Source organism: Flavobacterium pygoscelis (assembly GCF_023162025.1).
Lineage (GTDB): Bacteria > Bacteroidota > Bacteroidia > Flavobacteriales > Flavobacteriaceae > Flavobacterium > Flavobacterium pygoscelis.
The window spans coordinates 206,201-228,887 of the sequence record NZ_JALNUB010000007.1; the positions used below are offsets into that span (position 1 = coordinate 206,201).

A 22,687-nucleotide genomic window follows, 5' to 3' on the forward strand; every position below is an offset into this window, starting at 1 on the left:
AAAATGAGATTGTGAATGCTATTGATTTTTGAAATTGAAATTCGCATTGAATTTGATTTTTACAATTGTCATTGCTGTTTTTATTTGTAAGTTTGTTGACTCATTTAATTCGCTTCAAAATAAAAATTGTAAATGAATTATAAAACAAAATATGCCAACACAAAACACCAACATCACCGAAAAGGTTTATAAAAAACTCTCTGTTCAAGTTTCCTTGAATGGTTTGTCTTTTTGTTGTTTTGATACACTCAATAATACCGTTAGTTCTTTTAATGAAGTGCATTTTGACACCATTCATAAAGCCACTAAAATTGAGGATTTATTTGCTGAAGCTTTTGCTAATTATCCTGAATTAAAGCAACAATATGATGAGATTTTAGTAATTCATAACAACAATCTTTCTACATTTATTCCAGAACCGCTTTTTGATGAAAATCATTTAGGAAGCTATTTGCAATACAATACAAAGGTTTTTGAAACTGATTTTTTTGCTTTTGATCAAATTGCTAATTATCAGATGAATACCGTTTATATTCCTTATGTAAATATCAATAATTTTTTTATTGATCAATTTGGTTCTTTCGATTACAAACACGCCAATACCATTTTGGTTAATAAATTATTGATTTACTCCAAAAATAAAGATGAAAAAAAGATGTTCGTTCATATAAATAATGGGCATTTTGAAATTATTGTTATTCAAAACCAAAAGTTATTACTCTTTAACTCCTTTGAATACAACACGCCAGAAGATTTTATTTATTATCTCTTGTTTACTGCCGAACAATTGAACTTAAATCCCGAAAATTTTCCGTTAGAACTAATTGGCGACATTACCAAAGATAGTAGTTATTACACAATTGCATATAAATACATTCGCAATGTCTCTCTAATTGATGTAGAGGATTTGCGATGGAATAATTATTTTTCTGAGGCCGAAAACAGAAAACACTTTATACTTTTCAACTCATGAGAATAATTTCAGGAAAATACAAAGGAAGACGTATTTCACCACCAAAAGGTTTGCCCGTTCGCCCTACAACAGATATGTCTAAAGAAGCATTGTTTAATGTTTTGAACAACCATTTTAGTTTTGAAGGACTTAAAATATTAGACCTATTCGCAGGTACAGGAAATATTAGTTATGAATTTGCTTCACGCGGATGTACTCCTATTACCTCTGTAGATGGAGATTTTGGATGTGTAAAATTCATCAAGCAAGTTGCAACCGAATATGATTTTAATATTGCCGCAACAAAAAGTGATGTTTTTGCTTATCTAGAAAAATGCAAAACATCGTACGATATAATTTTTGCTGATCCTCCTTATGGTTTAGATCAAAAGACTTTTGAAAAAATCATTGAATTGGTTTTCCAAAAAGAATTATTAAACCAGGACGGAATGATGGTTATTGAACATTCAAAATATACCAAACTAGATCACATGATTCACTTTTCTTTTCAAAAAAGTTATGGTGGTTCTATTTTCAGTTTTTTCGAATTTGAAAGCAATGATGAAAATGAGGAAGAATCAAATTTAAACGATGGCGAAGAGGAATAATTGATCTTATCGTCTTACAAACAAAAAAAGATGCCTTTAAAGCATCTTTTTTTGTTTTAATTCTAAATCTTAAAATTGAATCGAAAACTTCAAATAAAAAAAATTACGCTTTCATTTCGCCAGCTATTAGTTTTCCTTTATAGAATACACCTTCTCGTTTGGGCAAACGCGCGACTGCTTCTGCAGAACAACTTGCATTTACTAGAATAAAATTGGCTTCATTATCTACAAGAGGCCAAGTACGAATTCCTGCATCATCAAGTGGCAAAATTTCGTTAGTAGTGGCAATATGTAACGCGCGACTCAAACCAAACTCATCTGTCCAACCGTAAAGTTGGGCACATAATTTTGCTTTTTCAAGCATATCACAATTTCCAAAAGGTTGCCAATGATCTACAATGCTATCTGTTCCAGTCATTAATTTAACACCATATTTCTTCAAAGTAGGAATTGGCATTATGGTTCGGCCAATAGGAACTGTAGAAACTACTCCAATACCCAATATTCCCATTTGTTCTGAAATTTTTTCTAAGTCTTTTTGCTCCATTCTCGCAAGAGCAAAACCATGACTTATATAGGTTTTTCCTTGAAGCTGTTTATTCTCTTCTGTTTTTTTGATTATGTATTCAATTGCCGCCTTTCCTGTTGGTAATCCTTCGTGCAAGTGAATATCGATTCCTTTATTATTATCAATTGCAATTTGGAACATAGAATCAAGAGATTGCTCTAAATTCCCATCAACAGTAGTTGGATCTAGTCCTCCAATAAAATCAACCCCCATTTTAGCGGCTTCTCTAAGCAAAGGTTCTGATTTTGAATACAGAATACCATGTTGTGGAAAAGCTACAATTTCCCAAGCAAAACTATCTTTGTTTTTATCTAATGCGGCTAATAAATGTTCCAAACTTTTTAATCCGCTTACGGGATCAATATTGGTTTGGCAACGGGCAAAATAAGTACCTTGACTTTGCATAAGCTTAATCGCTTCTTCGGCTTTATGCTGGGAATCTGTTAGTAATTGTGGAATTATTTTTTCCTCTAACCTAATCATGTCCTTTACAGTGTAGCCTTTTCTTGGCGCAGCGTTCCATTTTCCAGCGTAATACGTTTTATCAATATGTATGTGCATATCACGTAATCCGGGAAGCATCAAGAAACCCTTTGCATTAATTGTTTTCAATTTTAAATCGAGTTTACCTTTGGCTATCTTTTTGATTTTACCATCGGCAATATGTAAATTGTATAAATCGGTTTTGGTAGCAATAACTTCGTTTTTTTCGTTGTATTCAAAACCTTCTTCGAGTCTTACATTCGTTAAAATATATTCCTTCAAATCAGCTATTTTTTTATCTTCAGGCATCACATTTGTCATTGCCGAACTACCAACACTAGAAAGTAAAGCGGCACCAGTTGCTGCTGCGCCCATTCCCAAAAACTTTTTTCTACTAATCGCGTTTTGATCCATATTCTCTTTTTATTATTTTGCTAATCTAGATTAATCCTTTATTAAGATGTACTAAATAGATGGTAAATTTATACTGAACTGTAATAGTAACAAAGCAATTGGAAAACTGATAAATAAAACGGCTCAAAAAAATTAAAAAATTAAATTTCATCTTAATGAGCCTTTCCTAAAATTTATAAACTAAACCAATTTTGCATTATTTTTTTTTCGATACTTTTATTTTGATGGTGTACATAATCATTACGAACGGCATCATAGCGATAATCTAATTCCCATTTTTTAAAGTTTTTTGCAACATCCGTAATAGCGTCACAAACAAAATTAATTTCAGCATTAGTCATTGTAGGATGAATAGACATTCGAATCCAACCTGGACGTTCAAGCATACAACCTTCTAATATTTTCTTTTCAATACTTTTTGACGTTTGCTGATCTACGTTTAATAAAAAGTGACCATACGTTCCCGCACAAGAACAACCCCCACGAGTTTGAACTCCAAATCTGTCATTTAATAATTTTACAATTAAATTAAAATGAGCATCTGTAATATAGAAAGAAAAAATTCCTAATCGATCTTTATGCTCAGACGCTAGAATGGTAAGATTCGGTATTTTAGAAAATTTCTCAAAAATGATTTCATTCAATTCGTGTTCTCTCTTGATAATATTAGAAACTCCCATTTTTTCTTTCAATTGAATTGAAAGTGCAATTTTTATAGTTTGCAAAAATCCTGGCGTTCCTCCATCCTCTCTCGTTTCAATATCGTCAACGTAATCATGATCCCCCCAAGGATTGGTATAACTTACTGTACCACCACCAGGATTATCGGGCACTATGTTTTTATAAAGTTTTTTATTAAAAATTAAAACACCACTGCTTCCCGGACCTCCTAAAAATTTATGTGGAGAAAAGAAAATAGCATCTAAATAAGCTCCTTTTTCTTCTGGATGCATATTGATGTCCACATAAGGAGCCGAACAAGCAAAATCTACAAAACACAAACCACCATGGTTATGTATCGTAGTAGCAATTTTATGATAATCCGTTCTAATACCCGTTACGTTAGAGCAAGCAGTTACCGAAGCAATTTTGATTGGTCTGTTTTTATATTGATCTAAAACCTTTTCAAAACTCTCAAAACAGATTAATCCAGAATAAAGACAAGGAATTATTTCGACATCAGCAATTGTTTCCAACCAAGACGTTTGATTGGAATGATGCTCCATGTGCGTAATAAAAACAATAGGCTTTAAAGCATCAGGAACCTGAGTATATTCCTTTAAGTTTTCAGAAACTTTTAATCCTAAAATACGTTGCAGTTTATTAACAACTCCAGTCATTCCTGAGCCTTCAGTTATCAAAACATCGTCTTCGCTAGCATTTACATGCTTTTTGATTATTGCTCTAGCATCATGATACGCCATGGTCATAACTGAACCAGTAATAGAAGTTTCAGTATGTGTATTAGCTACAAATGGACCAATATCATGCAGTAATTTATGTTCTATAGGATGGTACAATCTTCCGCTCGCGGTCCAATCTGCATAAATAATTTCTTTTTCGCCATAAGGAGATTCAAACTTTTGGTGCATACCCACAATTTTTTCTCGAAACTGTGTAAAATAAACCTCTAACTCAGAAACTTCGGTAGCTGCTTCAGTAGTCGTTGGAGTGGCCTCTTTTGAAAAAATATTTTTAAAAAAACTCATATTCAGTAGATTTAGTTTATTGATAAAAAAAGCATTCCATTTTTAGAATTGGAATGCTTTTAAATAATCGGTTCGTTATTTATTTTTTATTATAATTAGCCACTCCTGTTTTTAACCAATTTTGGTATTCTTCGACATCTGGAGTATAACCAACAGGGTCAATTAAATTTTCTCCTTCATTGTCCGTCAATACATAAAAAGGTTGAGCGTTCGCTTTGTATTTTATGGTTTGAAATTCACTCCATTTTTGGCCAACGTATTTCAGTTTTTTACCTGGCCTTAGTTTAGACTCGATTTCTTCTCCTGCAGGAAGTGGTCTTTTATCATCTACATATAATGAGATAAGCACTACTTCATTGTTAAGGATGGATAGAATTTGTTCTTTTGGCCAAACTTGTTGCTCCATTTTTCTACAGTTTACACAAGCATAACCTGTAAAATCTAACATAACCGGTTTATTTACTTTTTTGGCGTAAGCCATACCTAAATCATAATCTGTAAAAGCCAAAATATTATGTGGTGCCATTAAATGTGCTCCTTCTGGAATTTCGAGAGTTGCTGCAGTAGATCCACTACCTTGAGAAGATCCAACTCCATAAGGAGATTCACTGTAATGTTGTGCGGGTGGGAAAGCGCTGATCAAGTTTAGAGGCGCTCCCCATAAACCTGGAATCATGTAAATGGTAAAAGTTAATGTCAGTAAACCTAAACTTAATCTTCCAACAGAGATGTGTGTTAAAGGAGAATCATGTGGCAATTGAATTTTTCCAAAAAGGTAAAAAGACAAAGTACCAAAAATAGCAATCCAAATCGCTAAGAAAACTTCGCGCTCTAGTAAATGCAATTGCAATACTAAATCGGCATTTGATAAAAATTTAAAAGCTAATGCTAGTTCTAAAAATCCTAAAACTACTTTCACAGTATTCAACCATCCACCTGATTTTGGTAAGGAGTTTAACCATCCTGGGAAAGCGGCGAATAAGGCAAACGGAATGGCTAATGCCAAAGAAAAACCTAACATCCCTACGATTGGACCTACTTGATTTCCGCCAGCTGCTGCTTGTACTAATAAAGTTCCCACGATTGGACCTGTACAAGAAAAAGAAACGATCGCCAAGGCTAAAGCCATGAAGAAAATCCCGATTAATCCACCTTTATCTGCTTTTGTATCTACTTTATTTGCCCATGAATTAGGAAGCATAATTTCGAAAGCACCTAAAAAGGAAACTGCAAAAACAACCAAAAGCACAAAGAAAATAATATTAAACCATACATTAGTCGACAATGCATTCAAAGCATCGGCACCAAAAACAGCACTTACGATTGAACCTAACAACACATAAATGATAACAATAGATAATCCGTAGATTATGGCGTTTTTGATTCCTTTAGCTCTAGTTTTACTTTGTTTGGTAAAGAAACTCACCGTCATCGGAATCATTGGGAATACGCAAGGTGTCAATAAAGCTGCAAATCCAGAGAAGAAAGCGATGATAAAGATGGCTAACAAGCTTCTATCGGTTTCTTTTTTATTTTTACTTAGTGTCGTTTTCTCCGCCTTAATTTCAGCTTTAGCAGTCGAATCTATAGCTACTTCTTCTTTTTCTAAAGTATCTATTGTATTTTTTTCGGCAGCAATTAAAACGGCTTCTTTTTCTACTGCTACTTCTTCTTTAATAGCTGCAACTAAAGTATTTTCTGGAATTTGAAAATTCAAATCTACATAAGAAGGAGGCAAACAATTGGCATCATTACAAACCATAAACTCTACTTCAGCTACCACTTTTAAAGCTTTTTTTGAAAGTGACTTAATGCGTTGTTTGAAAACAGCTTTACTTTCAAAAAACTTAATCTTCATGTTAAAAACAGGATCATTAATCGTGCGTCCCGTTCCTTCAGTAGGTTTTCCTACTAATTCAAAGTTTGCATTTTTGGTAAAAGTAAAAGCCGTAGGAACTGGTCCGTCATCAGGAACACTTTGAGAATACAAATGCCAACCGTCTTCAATAGTAGTCTGGATAACCAAATCAAATTGTCCCTCTCCAACAGCTACTACTGAAGTAGACCATTTTACAGGATTGTGTATTTGAGAAAAAGAAATAGCACTTATAAAAAAGGCTAAAAGAATTATTATTTTTTTCATTAGAATTTAATTTTTGAGATTGAAGTAAAAAAAAGGGCCATATTTAAATGACCCAATAAATACTTTCGTTGGTTGCTTACTAATTCAAAATACTTATACAAAAAATAAGTAGTAACGAAAGATGTTTTGAATATTATTTTTGAGGTTTAAATATAAATTCGAAACTTTCTGCTTTGTCCAAAATTGTATTGACCAATTTTTGAACATCTTGTGGTGTAACCGAATTTATAAGATCTAAATTATTGGCCGCATCATTTCTATTGTATCCTTCGATGGTGTAGTCATACATTACATTCAAACCGTAATTTGTATATTCTTTTTCCTCCTTCAGGTCTTTTAAATAACTAGTCAATACTTTATCTAAATCTTCTTTATCGATGTCTCCTTTTCTAATCTTCTCTATTTCTTCATGAACAATGGCTACCAACTTATCTACTTTGTCAGGATCACAATCAAAATAAACATAAAAACTAGCTATTTGTTTGGGTCTTTTTGGTAAAGAGCTAAAAACGCTGGCTCCATAAGTTCCACCTTCTTGCTCTCTCAAAGTTTCTAACAATCTATTTTCAAGAACATCTTGAAACGCTTTTAGAACATAAGTATTTTTTAAGCTGTACGTAAATGGATTTTTAAAAGCAATTCTTACCGTAGCTTTTGGGTCTTCCATGGCCATGAAAATTTCTTTTTTGTTCGTTCCTTTTAACCAAGAAACCGAATTATCTTGCCATTTTTCTTTTTTCTTTGTAGTTGGCAAACTAGCAATGTATTTTTCTAGCAAAGGTTTTAGATCCTCTTTTGAGATATCACCTGCAATAAAGAAAGTAAAGTCAGCAGGATTTTTAAAACGCTCAAGATAAATAGCTTTAATTTTTTCGAATGAAATATCTTTGATATACTTTTCATCAAACAAACGTTTTCTAGGATTATTAAATCCGTACAAAGTTGTAGTGATGCTATCTTCCATTTTATAGGCAATATCATTCTTTCTTTGAATCAAACTGTTGTCTAAATTGTTCAATAAAACTTTAAAACTATCTTGGTCAAAACGAGGTTTTACAAACTGTAAATGAATCATTTGCAATAATGTTTCGATATCTTTAGTGGTAGTCATACCCGAAATATTTTCTTCTAAATCCGAAATACCAATTCTGGCATTCGCATTTTTACCCGCCAATACTTTTCTTAAATCTGTCGCATTATAATCGCCTAAACCAGACATTCCCATTAAAGTACTAACCATTGCTGCCGATGGAAGATCAGCATCTTTTACTAAAGAATTACCTCCAAAACTAGCCGCTTCTAAAAGCACATTGTTTTTTTCGATATCGGTAAATGTATAATCTACTACTACTCCATTGCTCAACACAAAACGGGTAGAGCCTATTTCTTTATTTACTTTTTCAGATTTTATCTTTCCTGCTTTTATTTTCAGACCAGAAATCAATGTTTTACCCACAAATTCATCCGTGTAAGCAGTTATAGTAGCATCATTTTCTACTTGCTTAATCAATTGTAAAGCTGCAGCTTCAGAAAGATTATTTTCTCCTTCAACACCCGTTACATCAAGAACTCTGTTTTCTGGAGAGTATAATTTTTGAATAAAATCTTGTAAATCTTTAGGAGTCATTGTAGCAAAAATCGTTTTAACGATTTCATACTCTTTTGGCATGTCTGTCATTGCCTCATTTTCTAAATAGTTTTTCTGAATCGTATTTACTATTTCTGCATGAGGTGTTTGATCAATTTTACTAATTTTAGTTTGGTAATAATTGTTGTACACTGCCATCGTTCTATCAATTTCTGCTTGTGTAAAACCAAATTTCACGGCTCTATTTAGCTCTATTAAAGCAACTTTAAAAGCTTCTACTTGATTATTTGGTTTAGGTGAAATCAACAGTCCGAAATTATTTTTTGCTCTAGCAAAACTTTGAAAACTAGCGCTTGCCGATACAAATGGAGCGTCTGGTTTTTGAGAAATCTCTCTTAATCTAGAGCTCAACATTCTTGAAATCATTCCGCTAAATAAAGATTCTTTAAGATCAGCAACAGTTTCGTCTTTTAAAGATTTTGGTTGATTTATGGTAAAAGAAATCGTTGAGGTTGCCACTTCTTTATCTATTCCTAAATTATAAAGCATCACTTTATTATCAGGAATTTGTATTACAAAACGCTCAATAGGATTTTTTATAGCTTCTATTGGAGAAAATAATTTTTGAATTTTTTGTTCAATCTCAGCTACGTCAACATCACCCACAACAGCAATCGCCTGCAAATCTGTTCTATACCAATCGTGATAAAAGTCTCTAAGTGCTTTGTATTTAAAATTATCAACTACGCTCATTAAACCAATAGGCATACGATCTGCATATTTAGTATTATTAAACATCGCTGGTAATGATTTTTTAAAAAGACGCATATACCCATTTTGTCTTGTTCTCCACTCCTCTTTAATTACGCCACGTTCAGCATCAATTTCTGCTTCAGTCAGCAATAAACCATCTGCCCAATCATGCAAAATCAATAAGGAAGTATCAATAAGTCCCGGAACATTTGTAGGGATATTATCCATATTATAAACCGTTTCGTCAAAAGCGGTATACGCATTGATGTCTTTTGCGAAAACGGCTCCATGTTTTTGAAGGGTGTTTAAAACTCCTTTACCAGGAAAATTTTTAGTCCCGTTAAAAGCCATGTGCTCCAGAAAATGCGCCAATCCTTGTTGATCATCATTTTCTAAAACCGAACCTACATTTTGTATAATATAATAACTTGCCACATTTTTTATTACATCCGTTTTATAAATGTAATACGTCATTCCATTTTTAAGAACTCCTTTTTTAATTCTGGTATTCACCGGAAGCGGATCATTCAATTTTAGTTCTTGTGCAGTAATTGTGTGCACTGCCAAAGAGAGAAAAAATACGGTTAATAGATTTTTCATGTTTATGTAATAATAAATTTTAGATAGGTAGTTTACAAAAGCACTACACTATTTAGTAATTAAAAAAAAGAAATGTTTGCTTTGGGCGTGACCTTTCAGATTGCTTCGTCGTTCCTCCTTGCCTCTTCAGGTCGGGCTTTACGTTCCCGCTTTTTTTATCAATTTCTCGTTCAAAAACGAGAATTTCATAAAAAAGAGCTTCACTGCAATCCCTCACGCAAAAAAACAGCATAAATATGCCCGTTCTGTTACCGATTCTCATTTTAAAAATCGAAACAAAATAATATAATACTTGTAATCAATAACATTAAGCGATCAATTACCAAACCTATGAAAATTAAAAAAATCATAGGTTTAGTTCTAATAATTGATGCTTTTGAATTAATAATTAAAGATCAAGAGAATTTAAGATATCTAATAATTCTGGTTCTGAAGGTCTAGGAGAATCAGAATTGATGATTTTACCTTCTTTATCTAAAATGATAAAACGTGGAATTGCTTGAATGTAATATCCTGCAATAAATGAAGAATTAATTTCTTTATCCGCTAAAAGTTGGATTCCAACTAAACCTTCTTTTTTAATCATATCACGCCATTTTTGTTCGTCTTTCAAACGGTCAATTGAGATACTTACAAATTTGATGTTTTTACCGTGATACATTTTTTCTACTTTTCCAATAAAAGGAAATTCGTATTTACAAGGTCCGCACCATGTTGCCCAAACATCAATAAAAACGTAGCTTCCTCTAAAATCAGAAAGTGAAGTTTTTCCACCATCATGATTGATGTAATTTTTAAAATCTGGTGATTGTTTACCAGCTCCTAATTCACTATTATTTCTTTTTTCCTCAACAAAATTTATAGCCATTCCTTTATTAAACTCCTCTAAGTATACTAATTGAGCCGTAACGAAATCAGTCTCTAAAGTGGATTTTTTCTGATCTAATTCAGTTTTAAATTCGTCACTGAATTTTTTCATTTTAGAATCAAAGTTTGGCTTTTCAACATTCAAGAAAGCTTTGTAATCTGCTCCCATTAAACCGCCTTCTAATTTAGCTCTAAATCGTAGGAACGTATTTTCATGTTCACCTTTTCCTTTGAAAACGATAGTTTTCGAAAGACTTTTAGCATCAAAATTAATTTCTAAATCCATGTCATTAGCTAGATAAGCAGCAAAAATATTTCCGTAAACTGCATTATAATACGCCGCTTTTTCTAATTTTATAGTGTCTCTAAATACACCGTTAGCTTCTACTTTAATTGTAAAAGATTTTCTAGTGGTGGGATTATAGAATCTTAAACCCAATCCTTCTGTTGGATTTTCAATTTTTCCGTGTAAAACCACATAATCTTTAGGTGGCATAACTTTTTGGCAAGAAAGCAAAACTACTAGTAATGCGATCAAAAATACATTTTTCATCTTTTGGTTTTTAAAAAATTAATAGAAAAAAAGGAGAGTACTAAATTAGTTAGAATAGAATTTATTCAACGCTTTTTAAGCACTCTCACTTTAAGTGGTTAGGATTAATAACCTTTGTTTGGAATTATAAATTTATTACCGGCAATTACTTGCAATGGTATTGGTAATACAAATTGATTTGGAGAAACTAAACTGGCTTTAGCAGATGAAGCTGTAAGATTTCCAAGATTAACATAACGAACAATATCAAACCAACTTTCTCCATTTTCAAAGAAAAGTTCTAGTAATTTTTCCTCACGGATGTCATTTAATAAAGTCGCTTTATCAGAAAGAGTTTTTAAATCTACTCCTGCACGAAATCTAATATCATTAAGACTTTCTAATGCAATATCAAGATCTCCGCCTGTTCTTCTCGCTTCGGCTTCCGCTTTGATTAAATAAATCTCACCAAGACGCAAGTGATATAATGTATTACCTTGAGATTGTTGGTTGTCTGCAAATGGATATTTACCATTTCCGTTCCCTTTTTTCGTGTTATCAGAATAAGCGAATGCATAACGAGGGTCGAAACCAGAACCAGAACCTACTAAACTTCCATCATTTGAAGTGCCTTTTTGTACATCAGCCAACGTTTTAAATGTATTGCTAGACTTCATTCTATTTACTTGATACATCGCTGTTTTACCTTCATTATCTGGACCAGTAAATGGTGCAAAAATAACTTCTGAAGATCTAAAACTTTTTGCAAAAATATCAGCATAATTCAATTCTAACTCATATCCTTCATTGGGACCATTGCTGATCACATCATCAGCTAAAGTGGCTGATTCAGTAAATTTCCCTTCGTATAAATATACTTTAGATAATAAAGCTTTTGCAGCAAGACTCCCCGTATAGAAGTGGTCTATATAAATAGGTCCTTTATCCGAAGCAAAAAGCAAGTCCTCTTCAATTAGTTTGTAAACTTCTGCTACTGTATTTCTTGGTTTTGCGTCAAGCGTTGTTGAGAACTCAGTTCTCAAAACTACTCCATAAGTAGAGTTTAAATTATAAAACTCTCCAAAATAGCGAAGTAAATTAAAATAAGCAAAAGCTCTTTGAAACTTAGCTTCAGAAAGCATTTCTCCTTTTCTTTCTTCTGAGATACCAATAGCCTTTCCTGCTTCTAATTCTTGAATTAAAAAGTTACAAGAATTAATAGTTTTGTAATGACCATTGTACAAATTAGTCAAATAGATATTATCCACTGGAACTTCATTGGTATTGAAACCTTTACTACCACTAATACCAGTTGAAAAAGTACCTTCAATCCCCAAAGCGGCTAAATGCAAAGGGAAAAAGTTAACATCAAACGCTCTTCCTGAATTATAAACACCATTTAGTACTAATTGAGCCGAAGCTTCATCTCTTACTGCATCGTCAGGAGTTAATTTATTAAATGGTTTTATATCATCAATACTACAACTTGAAATGCTTGTTGCAAGTGCCAAAAATAAAACGGTTTTAATTTTTTTTATATATTGTTTCATCAGTTGATAGATTTAAAATTGTAATTGAATTCCAAAAGAGAATGATTTTGCCAAAGGATATGGATCCTCATTACTCACTTGATCTGTAATATTTCCTCTTTCTGAGAAAGTTTCAGGATCAATTCCAGGCCATTTTGTCCAAGTCAATAAATTTGTACCAGTTAATGTTAGTGATGCTTTATCAATTCCAATTTTATTTAATACTGTTTTATCGAAATTATAACTAAACTGCAAGCTTTTTAATCTTAAATAAGAACTATCGTAAACATATCTATCTGATGTTCTTCCATTCGCAGAAGGATCGGTATAAACTGTTTTTGCATAACGCGCATTTGGATTTTCAGGAGTCCAAGTATTTAAAGCATATTCACTGTACTTGTTTTCTCCCAATGAATTTAGCGTACTAGTAGGAATTGCATTCCAAATTGATTTTGCTCCTACTGAATATTGAAACAATGCGCTAAGACTAAAACTTTTGTAAGCGAATGTGTTTGAAATTCCACCAAAGAATTTTGGTTGAATATTACCAATTACTGCCCTATCATCAGCCGTTATTTGACCATCACCATTGGTATCTATCATTTTAAAATCTCCAACTGTAGTTGACATTTTATCATAAAAACCAGTAGGTGATGCATTATTCAAAGCATCTACTTCATCTTGAGATTGAAAAATTCCAGCTACTTTATATCCTTTAATAGTTCCTACTGGTTGCCCTTCAATAAAGAAATCCAATTGGTAAGGATTAATGCTAGCTCCGTTTAATTTTAATAACTTATTTCTATTTAGTGACCAGTTTACGTTGGTAGACCATACAAAATCTTCATTTCTAATGATATCACCACCTAAACTAACCTCTATACCTTTATTAGAAACATCCATAAAGTTCGAAAAGTAAGAGTTAGGACCTAATTCAAAAGGAATAGGTGTTTTTACTAAAGCTCCTGTAGTTTTTCTATCGTAAATATCAAAACTTCCTTTTAATCTATTATTAAAAAATCCAAAATCTAGACCCAAGTTAACTTCGTCAGTTGTTTCCCAACCAATATTTGGATTTGGAAAATTATTATCAGGCATTATAGCTGAACCACCATTGTAAAGACTTCCTGGTTGATTTTGAAAAAATTGCAGATATGCAAAGTCAGAAACGTTAGTAGATCCAACTCTACCCACACTTGCTCTTAATTTTAAACTACTTATATCCTCTACACCGTATAGAAACTCTTCATTAGAAATATTCCAGCTCGTTGACAAAGATGGAAAATATCCTCTTTTGTTATTTGGACCAAATTTTGAAGAAGTATCCGTTCTAAAATTCAAAGTTGCATTATACAAATCTTTGTAAGTATAGTTTAAACGAGAAAACAAGGAATATAATCCAGTTTCTAAACGAACACTTGAATACCCAAGTACCGCTCTTGCAGAATTGGCGTTAATAAGAATTTCGTCATCTGGAAAACCAGTATAAAAATGGTTTGAATTATTGAAACTCGTACGATCCCAAGCAGCTCCAGCTAATAAACCAATTTTATGATTGGATATTAAAAAACTGTAATTTGCTGTTAAATTGGTAGTAATGTTAGACACTAAACCATCCGCTTCGTTTAAGAAAGAGTCCGTTGGAAAAAACAGATAATCAGTTTGTGCAATTTTTGGAATAAATGAACTGTTTTTATTATAAAACACAGAAGCATTTACATCCGTTTTCAGTTTCAAATCTTTTAATGGCTCTACTTCAAGATATGCGCTACCAATAAAATTATAGGCTTTATTATCCGTTTTATTACTTAAACGCATTAAAGGATTAGGCTCTAAGGTCATAAACCCATTTTGATAATCTGGCTGTCCCGCTAATTTTCCGTTAGCATCTCTTGGTGCTAAATCCGGACGTGCACGTGCGATAGAAGTATTTACAGTATATTGATTTAATACGTCATTGTCTCCATTTTTTTCTTGAGTATGTCCCACATTAATAGAGGTTCCAACTTTTACAAAATTTGTAACATCAGTATCCATCGAAAGACCTAAATTATACTGTTTCATGTTATCATTAACAGTCAAGCCTTCTTGATCTATAAATGAAGTACTAAAATTATAATTCGTTTTATCGCTACCACCACTCAAACTTAAATTAGCTTGTTTAGTGACCGCCATAGATCTAAAAACTTGTTTGTTCCAATTGGTATTTGAAGTTCCAAAGTAATCGGGTCTCATCCCATTAGAATTTACAGTGAAAGTATCAAAATCTAATTCTACGTCAGCAATCTCTTGAAAGTCAAAAGCAAAGAAAGGATCTAATTGACCATTATTCATCGCATCAACACTATTAGACAACATCAAATTATAATAATTTTTATATTGATTTGCATCCAACACCGATACGGTTTTAATAGGTTGTGCTAATGTTGTAGCATAAGAGAAATTTACTCTTGGTGCTTGCCCCTTTTTACCTCTTTTAGTTTTAATGATAATAACACCATTAGCACCACGAGATCCATAAATAGAAGTGGCTCCAGCATCTTTTAACACATCAAAACTCTCAATATCATTAGGATTTAATGTAGATAAAGGATTTGCACCTTGTAAAGCATCCATATTAAACGGCACTCCATCAATTACAAATAAAGGTTGGTTTAATCCGCCACCTACAGAAGATAATGGTGAAGTTATACCTCTAATATTAATACGAACAGGAGCACCTGGACGACCTGTATTTTGAGATACCTGAACTCCTTTTACTAATCCTCCTAAAGCTCTATCAAAACCTACGGTTCCTGTTGCTGATTGAATAATATCTTTAGCACTCACAGAAGAAACGGCACCAGAAAATTCACTGCGTTTTTGCTTACCATAACCTACAAGTACCACCTCTTGTAGTTCATTTAATTCTTCTTGCAGAACTACTTTTAATGGAGATTCACCTGCATAAGCAATACGTCTTGACTCATAACCCAAATGTGAAAAAAGCAAAATTCTCCCCGCAGCATCAGCATTCAATTTAAATTTTCCGTCAAAATCAGTCAATGTACCGACTTTTGTTCCTTCGATCATAATAGAAACACCCACAAGAGGCAAGCCCGCTTTGTCAGTAACAATTCCTTGTACTTGCTTTTGTTCCGTTGCAAAAGGAATTTCAAAACTATTGTTTTTTTCTACTTTTTTAAGAACTATCTGATTGCCTAAAATTTGATAAGAAATATTGGTATTACTAAATAGTTTTCCAAGAACATCTACAACTTTAGTTTTATCAACATTTAAATCAATTTTTTGATTAACATTCAGCTCATTTCTGTTATAAAAGAAATGAAAATCAGTTTGATTTTCAATAATCTGAAAAATATTGGTCAATGCTACCCCGTTAACATCCATGGTAACTGTATTTTTTTGACCGTAACTACTTGATGCACTGACTTGCATAAGAGTGGTGAATAAAAATAGGAGTGAGAATTTCATCTTTAAATTAGAGTTATTCAAAATGCGCAGCAACGCACCTTTAGTTCGTTGTTTTTTCATAATTTTACAATGGGTTTAATTTGTTAGTTTTAGATTAAATCACTTTTTCAAATGATAAGGGAAGGTGTTGGCGCACCTTCCTTTTTTTTTGGTTTTTTTTTATTTCATTTTCTGCGGTCTATTTATAGTTACTACTCTATTATTAATGGTATAGTTAAAGGCCTTATAGGTTTGAAAGGTTTTCAAAACCTGATCAATATTTTCTTCTTTGAAAGTGGCAGTGATCATAATATCATTTAATTCTTCGTAGTTATTTACAATATCAACGTTGTATTTTCTTTCTAATTTATTGGTAATGACACCAAAAGAGTCATCTATAAACATTAACTCTCCAGAAACCCAAGCAATGTATTTCCTAACATCGACAGCTTCCGTTTTTAAATGCTTATTTTCAAAAAAGGCTCTGTTACCAGGTTTCAACAGTACTTCTTCATTTGCTACTACTTTACTTGATGCAGCCACGCTTCCTTCAACCAAAACTGTATATGTTTTTGCATCTTCCTGATACGAGGTCATATTAAATTTGGTACCTAAAACTTTAACATTCATATCGTTTGACCCTACTATAAAGGGATGTTTAGGATCTTTGGTAACATCAAAATAGGCTTCTCCATTTAAAAAAACTTGACGATTCAATCCCTTTATAAATCGAACAGGATATTTTAATGAAGTTCCCGCGTTTAAATGTACATTGGTTCCATCCGAAAGTTGGAGTTCAAAACGTTTTCCGTAAGGTATTTTTATTGTATTGTAAACCAGAGTATCTTTTGCGGCAGCGTTACTATATACTAATTGATTGCCTTTTTGAGTTCCCACTACGGTACCATTAGCATCTAAAACTTGAGTTGATCCATCCTCTTTAATAACTTGTATGTCGCCATTAGCTAACTGAAGAGTGATTCCTTCTTGAGAAATAGGATTTTCTAAAACGGGCTTAAGAGAGATAGCTTCCTTATCGAAATAAAAATAACCAACAGAAACTAGAATTAATATTACTGCTGCATATTTTAAAAATACAGAACCTATTTTCAAAAATCTGATTTTGGTTTCATTTAAAGCCAACACATCCTCTTGTACTTTAAGCGGAGTATCTAGTTGCGATACCACTTTTTGCCAAGCTTTATCTTTATCAATATTTCCAGCAAAAAGAATTTGTTTTGTTTTTTTATAAAAAAGTATGTAGTCAGAAAAAGCTTTTTTATTTTCTGGCGATTCATTTATCCAATCTTTTAAAACAGAGAATTCATTTTCGTTTATTTCTTTTGAAATATAAACGGAAAGGATTTCTAAAATATTTTGAGGAATAGTGTTCATTTGTGTCATCTTATATTATACAGAGTACAAAAGATGAAAAATGGGTGACAAGAATTTAATTTTTTTTTAAACTAAAAGTAACATTACTATAACATCTAATGAATTCCGAAGTTGTTTTAACGCTCTTGAGTAATGCGTTTTAACCGTATTTACTGATATTCCCAACTCTAATGCAACCTCTTTGTATTTTTGATTTTCTAATACAATGGCTTTAAAAACTTCTTTACTTTTTAATGGTAAAGCTTCAATTTCTGTATATAATTTCTGTTTTTCTTGCTCTAGAAACTCTAAATCAAGTCGTTCCTCTTCCATTAACACATTAACTTGATCTTCTATTTCTTCAAAAAAGTATTTACTTTGCTTTTTTACGGCTTTTAGACTGTTGTTTTTTACAGCTTTAAAAAGATAAGGACTTATTGCTTGATCCAAATCTAAATAGATTTTTTTATCCCAAAATTTAATAAATAAATCTTGAACAATATCTTCAGCTAATTCAAATGAGTCACAGTATTTTAAGGAATAAACACTGAGTGGCATATAATATAGGTCAAACAATTCTTTATAAGCAGAAGAATCTCCCACCTTAAGTTTTTCAAGGATTAATAAATCTTGTGACTTCATAAAGAATGATTGCTACTAGGAAAAGTGGTTTTAGATTTAAATGATACACTACAAACAGATTAATTTTGAAAAACGAATAGTTTTAGAAAAATAATGGGTCATAAATATTGCCCGAATATAGACTATTTTCAAGCAAAATCAAATCTATAAACCTTACAAAGTTAACTTCTGCACAGCATTGTACATTTTTATTTACAAAAAATGAACGTTAGATTCTATTACGGTTAGTGAGTAAGAGTCTTATATTAAAATATTTACAGTTTGATCCATTAAAAACTAATCTCAAATTATTATTTAACATTTTCTTTAAAATAAATGCAAACAAGCTGCTAAAAGATTACTTTTTTCGAAAAGCAAGATGCACTATTAAGATAAGAACTGATAAAACGATTCCAAGTGTCGAAACTCCCACCCATTTGTAATTTCCCCACGCCATTGCGCCAGCAACAGTACCAAAAGCACCTCCAATAAAAAAACCAACCATATAAATAGTATTCACCCGATTTCTAGCTTCTGGATTTTTAGAAAAAATAATTTTTTGATTCGTAATGTGCAAGGATTGCAATCCTAAATCGACTAGTAAAACTCCCAGCATCAGACCTATTAGTGAATTACCCGAAAAAAACAGTATTATCCAAGAAAGAATTAAAAGTAATGTTCCAGCTAATATAACGGTATGATTACTCACAGAACTACTAATTTTACCAACTACAGTAGCACCTAATGCGCCAACTATGCCAAGAATTCCAAAGGCACCGGTTATGGCACTTCCGAAACCAAATGAATCCTGCATCAAAAAAACCAATGTAGTCCAAAAAGCACTAAGCCCTGCAAAGGCTAATCCTCCTCTTAATGTTGCCAATCTTAGAGAACCGTCCGTTTTAAAATAATGATAAAGTGATTTCATTAAGCTAGCATAACTCCCTTTAAATACGGGTGCAATGGTTGGTAATTTGTACTTTAATATAATGTACAATAAAACCATCATTACTGCTGCTGCATAAAACATAACACGCCATCCAAACTGATCTCCTACAAAACCACTAATCACTCGGCTTCCTAATATACCAATTAGCAAACCGCTCATCACAATACCTATTGCTCTACCTCTATTATTATCATCAGAGAGTTGTGCTGCCATTGGTACAAATAATTGTGGTATAGCGGAGGTAAAACCAACAAGAAAACTACTGATAGTTAATATTAAAAGTGATTTTGCAAATCCTGCTGCCAACAACGAAATAACCATGATTAGAAAATCCAATCGCAATATTTTCTTATTAGAAACTTTATCTCCCAAGGGAATAATAAACAATAATCCTAAGGCATAACCTAATTGAGTAAACAGCGCTACATTACTAACCTCTGCTTCTGTAACCTTAAAACTAACTGCAATTTGATGCAATAATGGCTGATTATAATATAAATTGGCAACCACCAAACCAGCGGAAATACTCAATAAATAGAGTACTTGATTGCTAAGAGTAACTTGTTTCATTTTATGATTTAGAAATAGAAATTAAATAGAAATTTTATAAAAAAAAGGCATTGATACATTCAGTCTTATAAACAATTGCGAAGACTGAGAAGCAAATGCTTTATTTTTTTTTTCAAAATTAAATAGAATAATATTAAAAAACATTGTCATAGATCAACGTTTAAAAAAATTACAATTGCGATTTTATCCTACTTAAAGTAGAAGGAGAAATACCTAGATAAGAAGCTGCCATCTTATTAGACACTCGTAATAAAAAATGAGGTTGATTTTTGATGATCCATTTCAATTTTTCTAAAGCATTATTGCCTTGAAAACTATAAATACGTTGTTGTGCAGTAATGAAACCCAATTCTAAAATCCTCTTATAAAGACTATCGAATGCTGGAAACTGATCGATTAATTTATAAAAATCAGTTCTTGATATTACTAGTAATTCACATTTTTCTATAGTTTGCAAATATTCTGCTGCAGGTTTTTGATCAATAAAACTAGGTAATGCCGTGCAAAACATTCCTTCAAAAGCAAAATACCTTGAATTTTCTGTTCCGTCCGTATTTAATGTGTACAATCTTAAGGAACCTTTATTTATAAAATAGTAATAATTACAAATTGTATCAAAATCAATAAGAATTTCGTTTCGTTTAGTCTCAATGGGTTTAAAGCAAGAAAAAATTAACTTTAAATCAGCTTCACTTATTGTGCTTTGATCTGTAATATATTTTTTTAAAAGAGAATACATTTAAAATTATTGTTGAATTAGAAAAACATTCAAAAATGCAAAAATAAATTCAAATTTTCGTTTTTATATTTAACTAATGAATTTCCAATTTCTCTACTTTTTAAATCTTTTCAAAAGCAATTATCATAATTGCATTAGAAATAAAAAAACTAGATTGATTATGTACAAATATTTTGAACTCACTTTATTTTTTTAATTTCGATAATTAATAATCTTATTTAGTATTATAAAATAACAATGGTGTATTATTAAATAAAAATTTTATTCAAAAAAGAAAAGCTAAAACCAACTATTGTTCTTGTTTAAAATGGTAATATAAATTAATATAAAGTTAAAATGAAATTGTTTTGTATTTTTGAAATTTAAAAGCAAAAATTCACAGCATGAATTCCTATTACATCCATAATGGTACTGAAAGTACTGGTCCCTTTGATTTTGATGAGTTAAAAGCAAAAATGATTGCAAAGACAACTCCTGTATGGTGTGCAGGAATGGAGGATTGGAAATATGCTGGAGAAATAACGGAATTGCAACCATTATTTGTAATTGTACCGCCACTGATTAATAATTTTGTAACACCTACAACACAAACTGAAATAGGTAGCCTTGAGGAAACTGAAACAACTGAGCCAACAGCCAATTCAAAAATATTAGGCATCAATAAAACATTTTTTTATGTACTAATAGCCCTAGTAACACTATTTATAGCAAGTTCTGTATTTACTTATTTTGAAAATAAAAGAAGTGCTGAATTAGAGCAAAAGAACACTAGAACTGAAAAAGAAAATCTTCAATTTCAATTACAAGAAAAAACAATTAAAGAACAAAAAAATCAAATTATTGAACAAGAAAAAATAGCTTTTGAAAAAGTTCTAAAAGAAAGAAAAGCAACACTAAATAGCAGACTTGTAGAAGTTCAGGAAAAACTTTTTAAATCTGTTAGCGCTCTAGAACAAGCCAAGAATAAATTAAATAAAGCCCAAGATTTTCAGTTTTTAAGATGTGCTACTCAAAGAGAACAAGAAATTAATTCGAGCCAAAAAGAGATTGACTCTTTAGATAATGAAGTAGTTGAATTAAAAAAAGAAATGGATCATATCTCTTTAGAATTAGAAAAAATAAAAATATAGATTAAAATTCATATTTCAAATTAGAAATTAAAATACAGATTCATATAGAATTATAATTCATTATTTTTATATTAAGCTATTGCTTTTTTGTATGCTTACTAAAATCATATTAGTTTTTCATTAAAGCCTTATTCCTTCTATAAATTAAATCTAAAAATTATTTTATTTGCGATAATACAATTAAAACAACAGCTATTAAAGCTAGAAAAAGTCCCGCTAAATTTATTTTAGACAATTTCTCCTTAAACACAAAAATACCTAAAAGACTTCCTAAAATTATTACACCCATATTCATTCCTGCAAATACAGTCGAAGGATTTTCGGAAAATGCTTGGTGAGCTTTGAGATAGAAAAGAATATTTCCAAAATTAAAAAAACCAACTAAACCTCCAAAAGCGATGTTTTTAATCTGCAAACGGACATTATTAGCTATCCATTCATAAATAACAACAGCAACCATAATTAGCAAAGCAATGCAAAAAACTACAAATAAGGAAGTGGTATAAGGCAAAGTGGTGTACGATGCTATTTGTTTAAAAAGAATATCTATTAAACCAAAACCAAGTAAAACTATAGCAGGATATATCCATTTATTTTTGGTGTTTTCAGATGGTTTTGAGAGAATCAATAGTATTGCTGGTAAACCAATTAAAAATGCAATAATTTTTAATGAATTAAAGTCTTCTTTGAAGATTAACCAAGCGGCTAGAATAGGAATAAATAGTGAAAGTCGTTGTGCTGCATCTGTCTTTACAATTCCCATATGCTTGATTGAAGCAGCCAAAAATAAAAATACGGACGGCAACAAAAGTCCAATAACGATGTACAAAGTCCAAGGCGATTCTGTGTCAACTGACTTCAAATTAGGACTAAAAAACAAATAGCAAAGAATTATAGCAAAGAGATAGTTTGCTGCTACAATTTGTGAATTATTGACATTGTATTTGCGAGTTATTTTAAAAATAACACCCACAGTAACGCTACAAATAATACTTAAAATTAGAAAAAGCATAATAAATTTTTAGAGTCCAAAAATACTCTTTATTGGTTTAAAAATAGTTCTTTTTAGAAAATTAAACCTTATTATAAGTACAACTTAAAAGCA

15 protein-coding genes are annotated in these 22,687 nt (G+C 31.6%); 3 read left to right on the top strand and 12 right to left on the bottom strand.

Annotation, left to right across the window (positions count from 1 at the left end):
* Positions 1–151: 151 nt before the first annotated feature.
* Positions 152–973: a DUF3822 family protein gene (locus tag MW871_RS12640; RefSeq protein ID WP_248428899.1), complete on the top strand. Its 822-nt coding sequence runs from the start codon at positions 152–154 to the stop codon at positions 971–973.
* A complete protein-coding gene (locus MW871_RS12645) occupies positions 970–1,560 on the top strand; it encodes an RsmD family RNA methyltransferase (RefSeq protein WP_188050906.1) in 591 nt (196 codons plus the stop codon). The genes MW871_RS12640 and MW871_RS12645 overlap by 4 nt, the downstream gene beginning before the upstream one ends.
* Before the next feature lie 103 nt (positions 1,561–1,663).
* Here the strand turns inward: MW871_RS12645 and MW871_RS12650 are convergent, their stop codons facing one another.
* The 11 genes from MW871_RS12650 to MW871_RS12700 all read right to left on the bottom strand — a co-directional run bounded on the left by MW871_RS12650 (position 1,664) and on the right by MW871_RS12700 (position 20,452).
* Entirely contained in the window at positions 1,664–3,025 is a 1,362-nt protein-coding gene (locus tag MW871_RS12650) for an amidohydrolase (RefSeq protein WP_248428900.1), read from the bottom strand.
* 173 nt (positions 3,026–3,198) lie between these two features.
* Positions 3,199–4,734 carry an aminotransferase class V-fold PLP-dependent enzyme gene (locus MW871_RS12655; protein WP_427854654.1) on the bottom strand — a complete coding sequence of 512 codons (1,536 nt, stop codon included), beginning with the start codon at positions 4,732–4,734 and terminating at the stop codon, positions 3,199–3,201.
* 79 nt (positions 4,735–4,813) lie between these two features.
* Complete coding sequence (locus MW871_RS12660; protein ID WP_248428901.1) at positions 4,814–6,877, bottom strand: protein-disulfide reductase DsbD family protein; 2,064 nt, start codon at positions 6,875–6,877, stop codon at positions 4,814–4,816.
* Between the two features lie 133 nt (positions 6,878–7,010).
* Entirely contained in the window at positions 7,011–9,818 is a 2,808-nt protein-coding gene (locus MW871_RS12665; protein WP_248428902.1) for a M16 family metallopeptidase, read from the bottom strand.
* 388 nt (positions 9,819–10,206) lie between these two features.
* Positions 10,207–11,238: a TlpA family protein disulfide reductase gene (locus tag MW871_RS12670; RefSeq protein WP_248428903.1), complete on the bottom strand. Its 1,032-nt coding sequence runs from the start codon at positions 11,236–11,238 to the stop codon at positions 10,207–10,209.
* 104 nt (positions 11,239–11,342) lie between these two features.
* A complete protein-coding gene (locus tag MW871_RS12675; RefSeq protein ID WP_248428904.1) occupies positions 11,343–12,767 on the bottom strand; it encodes a RagB/SusD family nutrient uptake outer membrane protein in 1,425 nt (474 codons plus the stop codon).
* A gap of 12 nt (positions 12,768–12,779) precedes the next feature.
* Positions 12,780–16,280 carry a TonB-dependent receptor gene (locus MW871_RS12680; RefSeq protein ID WP_248428905.1) on the bottom strand — a complete coding sequence of 1,167 codons (3,501 nt, stop codon included), beginning with the start codon at positions 16,278–16,280 and terminating at the stop codon, positions 12,780–12,782.
* A 99-nt stretch (positions 16,281–16,379) separates the two neighbouring features.
* A complete protein-coding gene (locus MW871_RS12685) occupies positions 16,380–17,594 on the bottom strand; it encodes a FecR family protein (RefSeq protein ID WP_236023950.1) in 1,215 nt (404 codons plus the stop codon).
* Between the two features lie 66 nt (positions 17,595–17,660).
* A complete protein-coding gene (locus tag MW871_RS12690; RefSeq protein ID WP_210646445.1) occupies positions 17,661–18,215 on the bottom strand; it encodes an RNA polymerase sigma factor in 555 nt (184 codons plus the stop codon).
* A gap of 337 nt (positions 18,216–18,552) precedes the next feature.
* Positions 18,553–19,713: an MFS transporter gene (locus MW871_RS12695; RefSeq protein ID WP_248428906.1), complete on the bottom strand. Its 1,161-nt coding sequence runs from the start codon at positions 19,711–19,713 to the stop codon at positions 18,553–18,555.
* A 169-nt stretch (positions 19,714–19,882) separates the two neighbouring features.
* A complete protein-coding gene (locus MW871_RS12700) occupies positions 19,883–20,452 on the bottom strand; it encodes a Crp/Fnr family transcriptional regulator (RefSeq protein WP_248428907.1) in 570 nt (189 codons plus the stop codon).
* Positions 20,453–20,835: 383 nt separating this feature from the next.
* Here MW871_RS12700 and MW871_RS12705 point away from each other — a divergent pair, with 383 nt between their 5' ends.
* The gene (locus MW871_RS12705; protein ID WP_248428908.1) at positions 20,836–21,582 is read left to right on the top strand and encodes a GYF domain-containing protein; all 747 of its coding nucleotides are present in this window, start codon (positions 20,836–20,838) and stop codon (positions 21,580–21,582) included.
* A gap of 157 nt (positions 21,583–21,739) precedes the next feature.
* Here the strand turns inward: MW871_RS12705 and MW871_RS12710 are convergent, their stop codons facing one another.
* Positions 21,740–22,594, bottom strand: coding sequence for a DMT family transporter (locus tag MW871_RS12710; RefSeq protein WP_248428909.1), 855 nt, complete (start codon positions 22,592–22,594; stop codon positions 21,740–21,742).
* Positions 22,595–22,687: the final 93 nt, after the last annotated feature.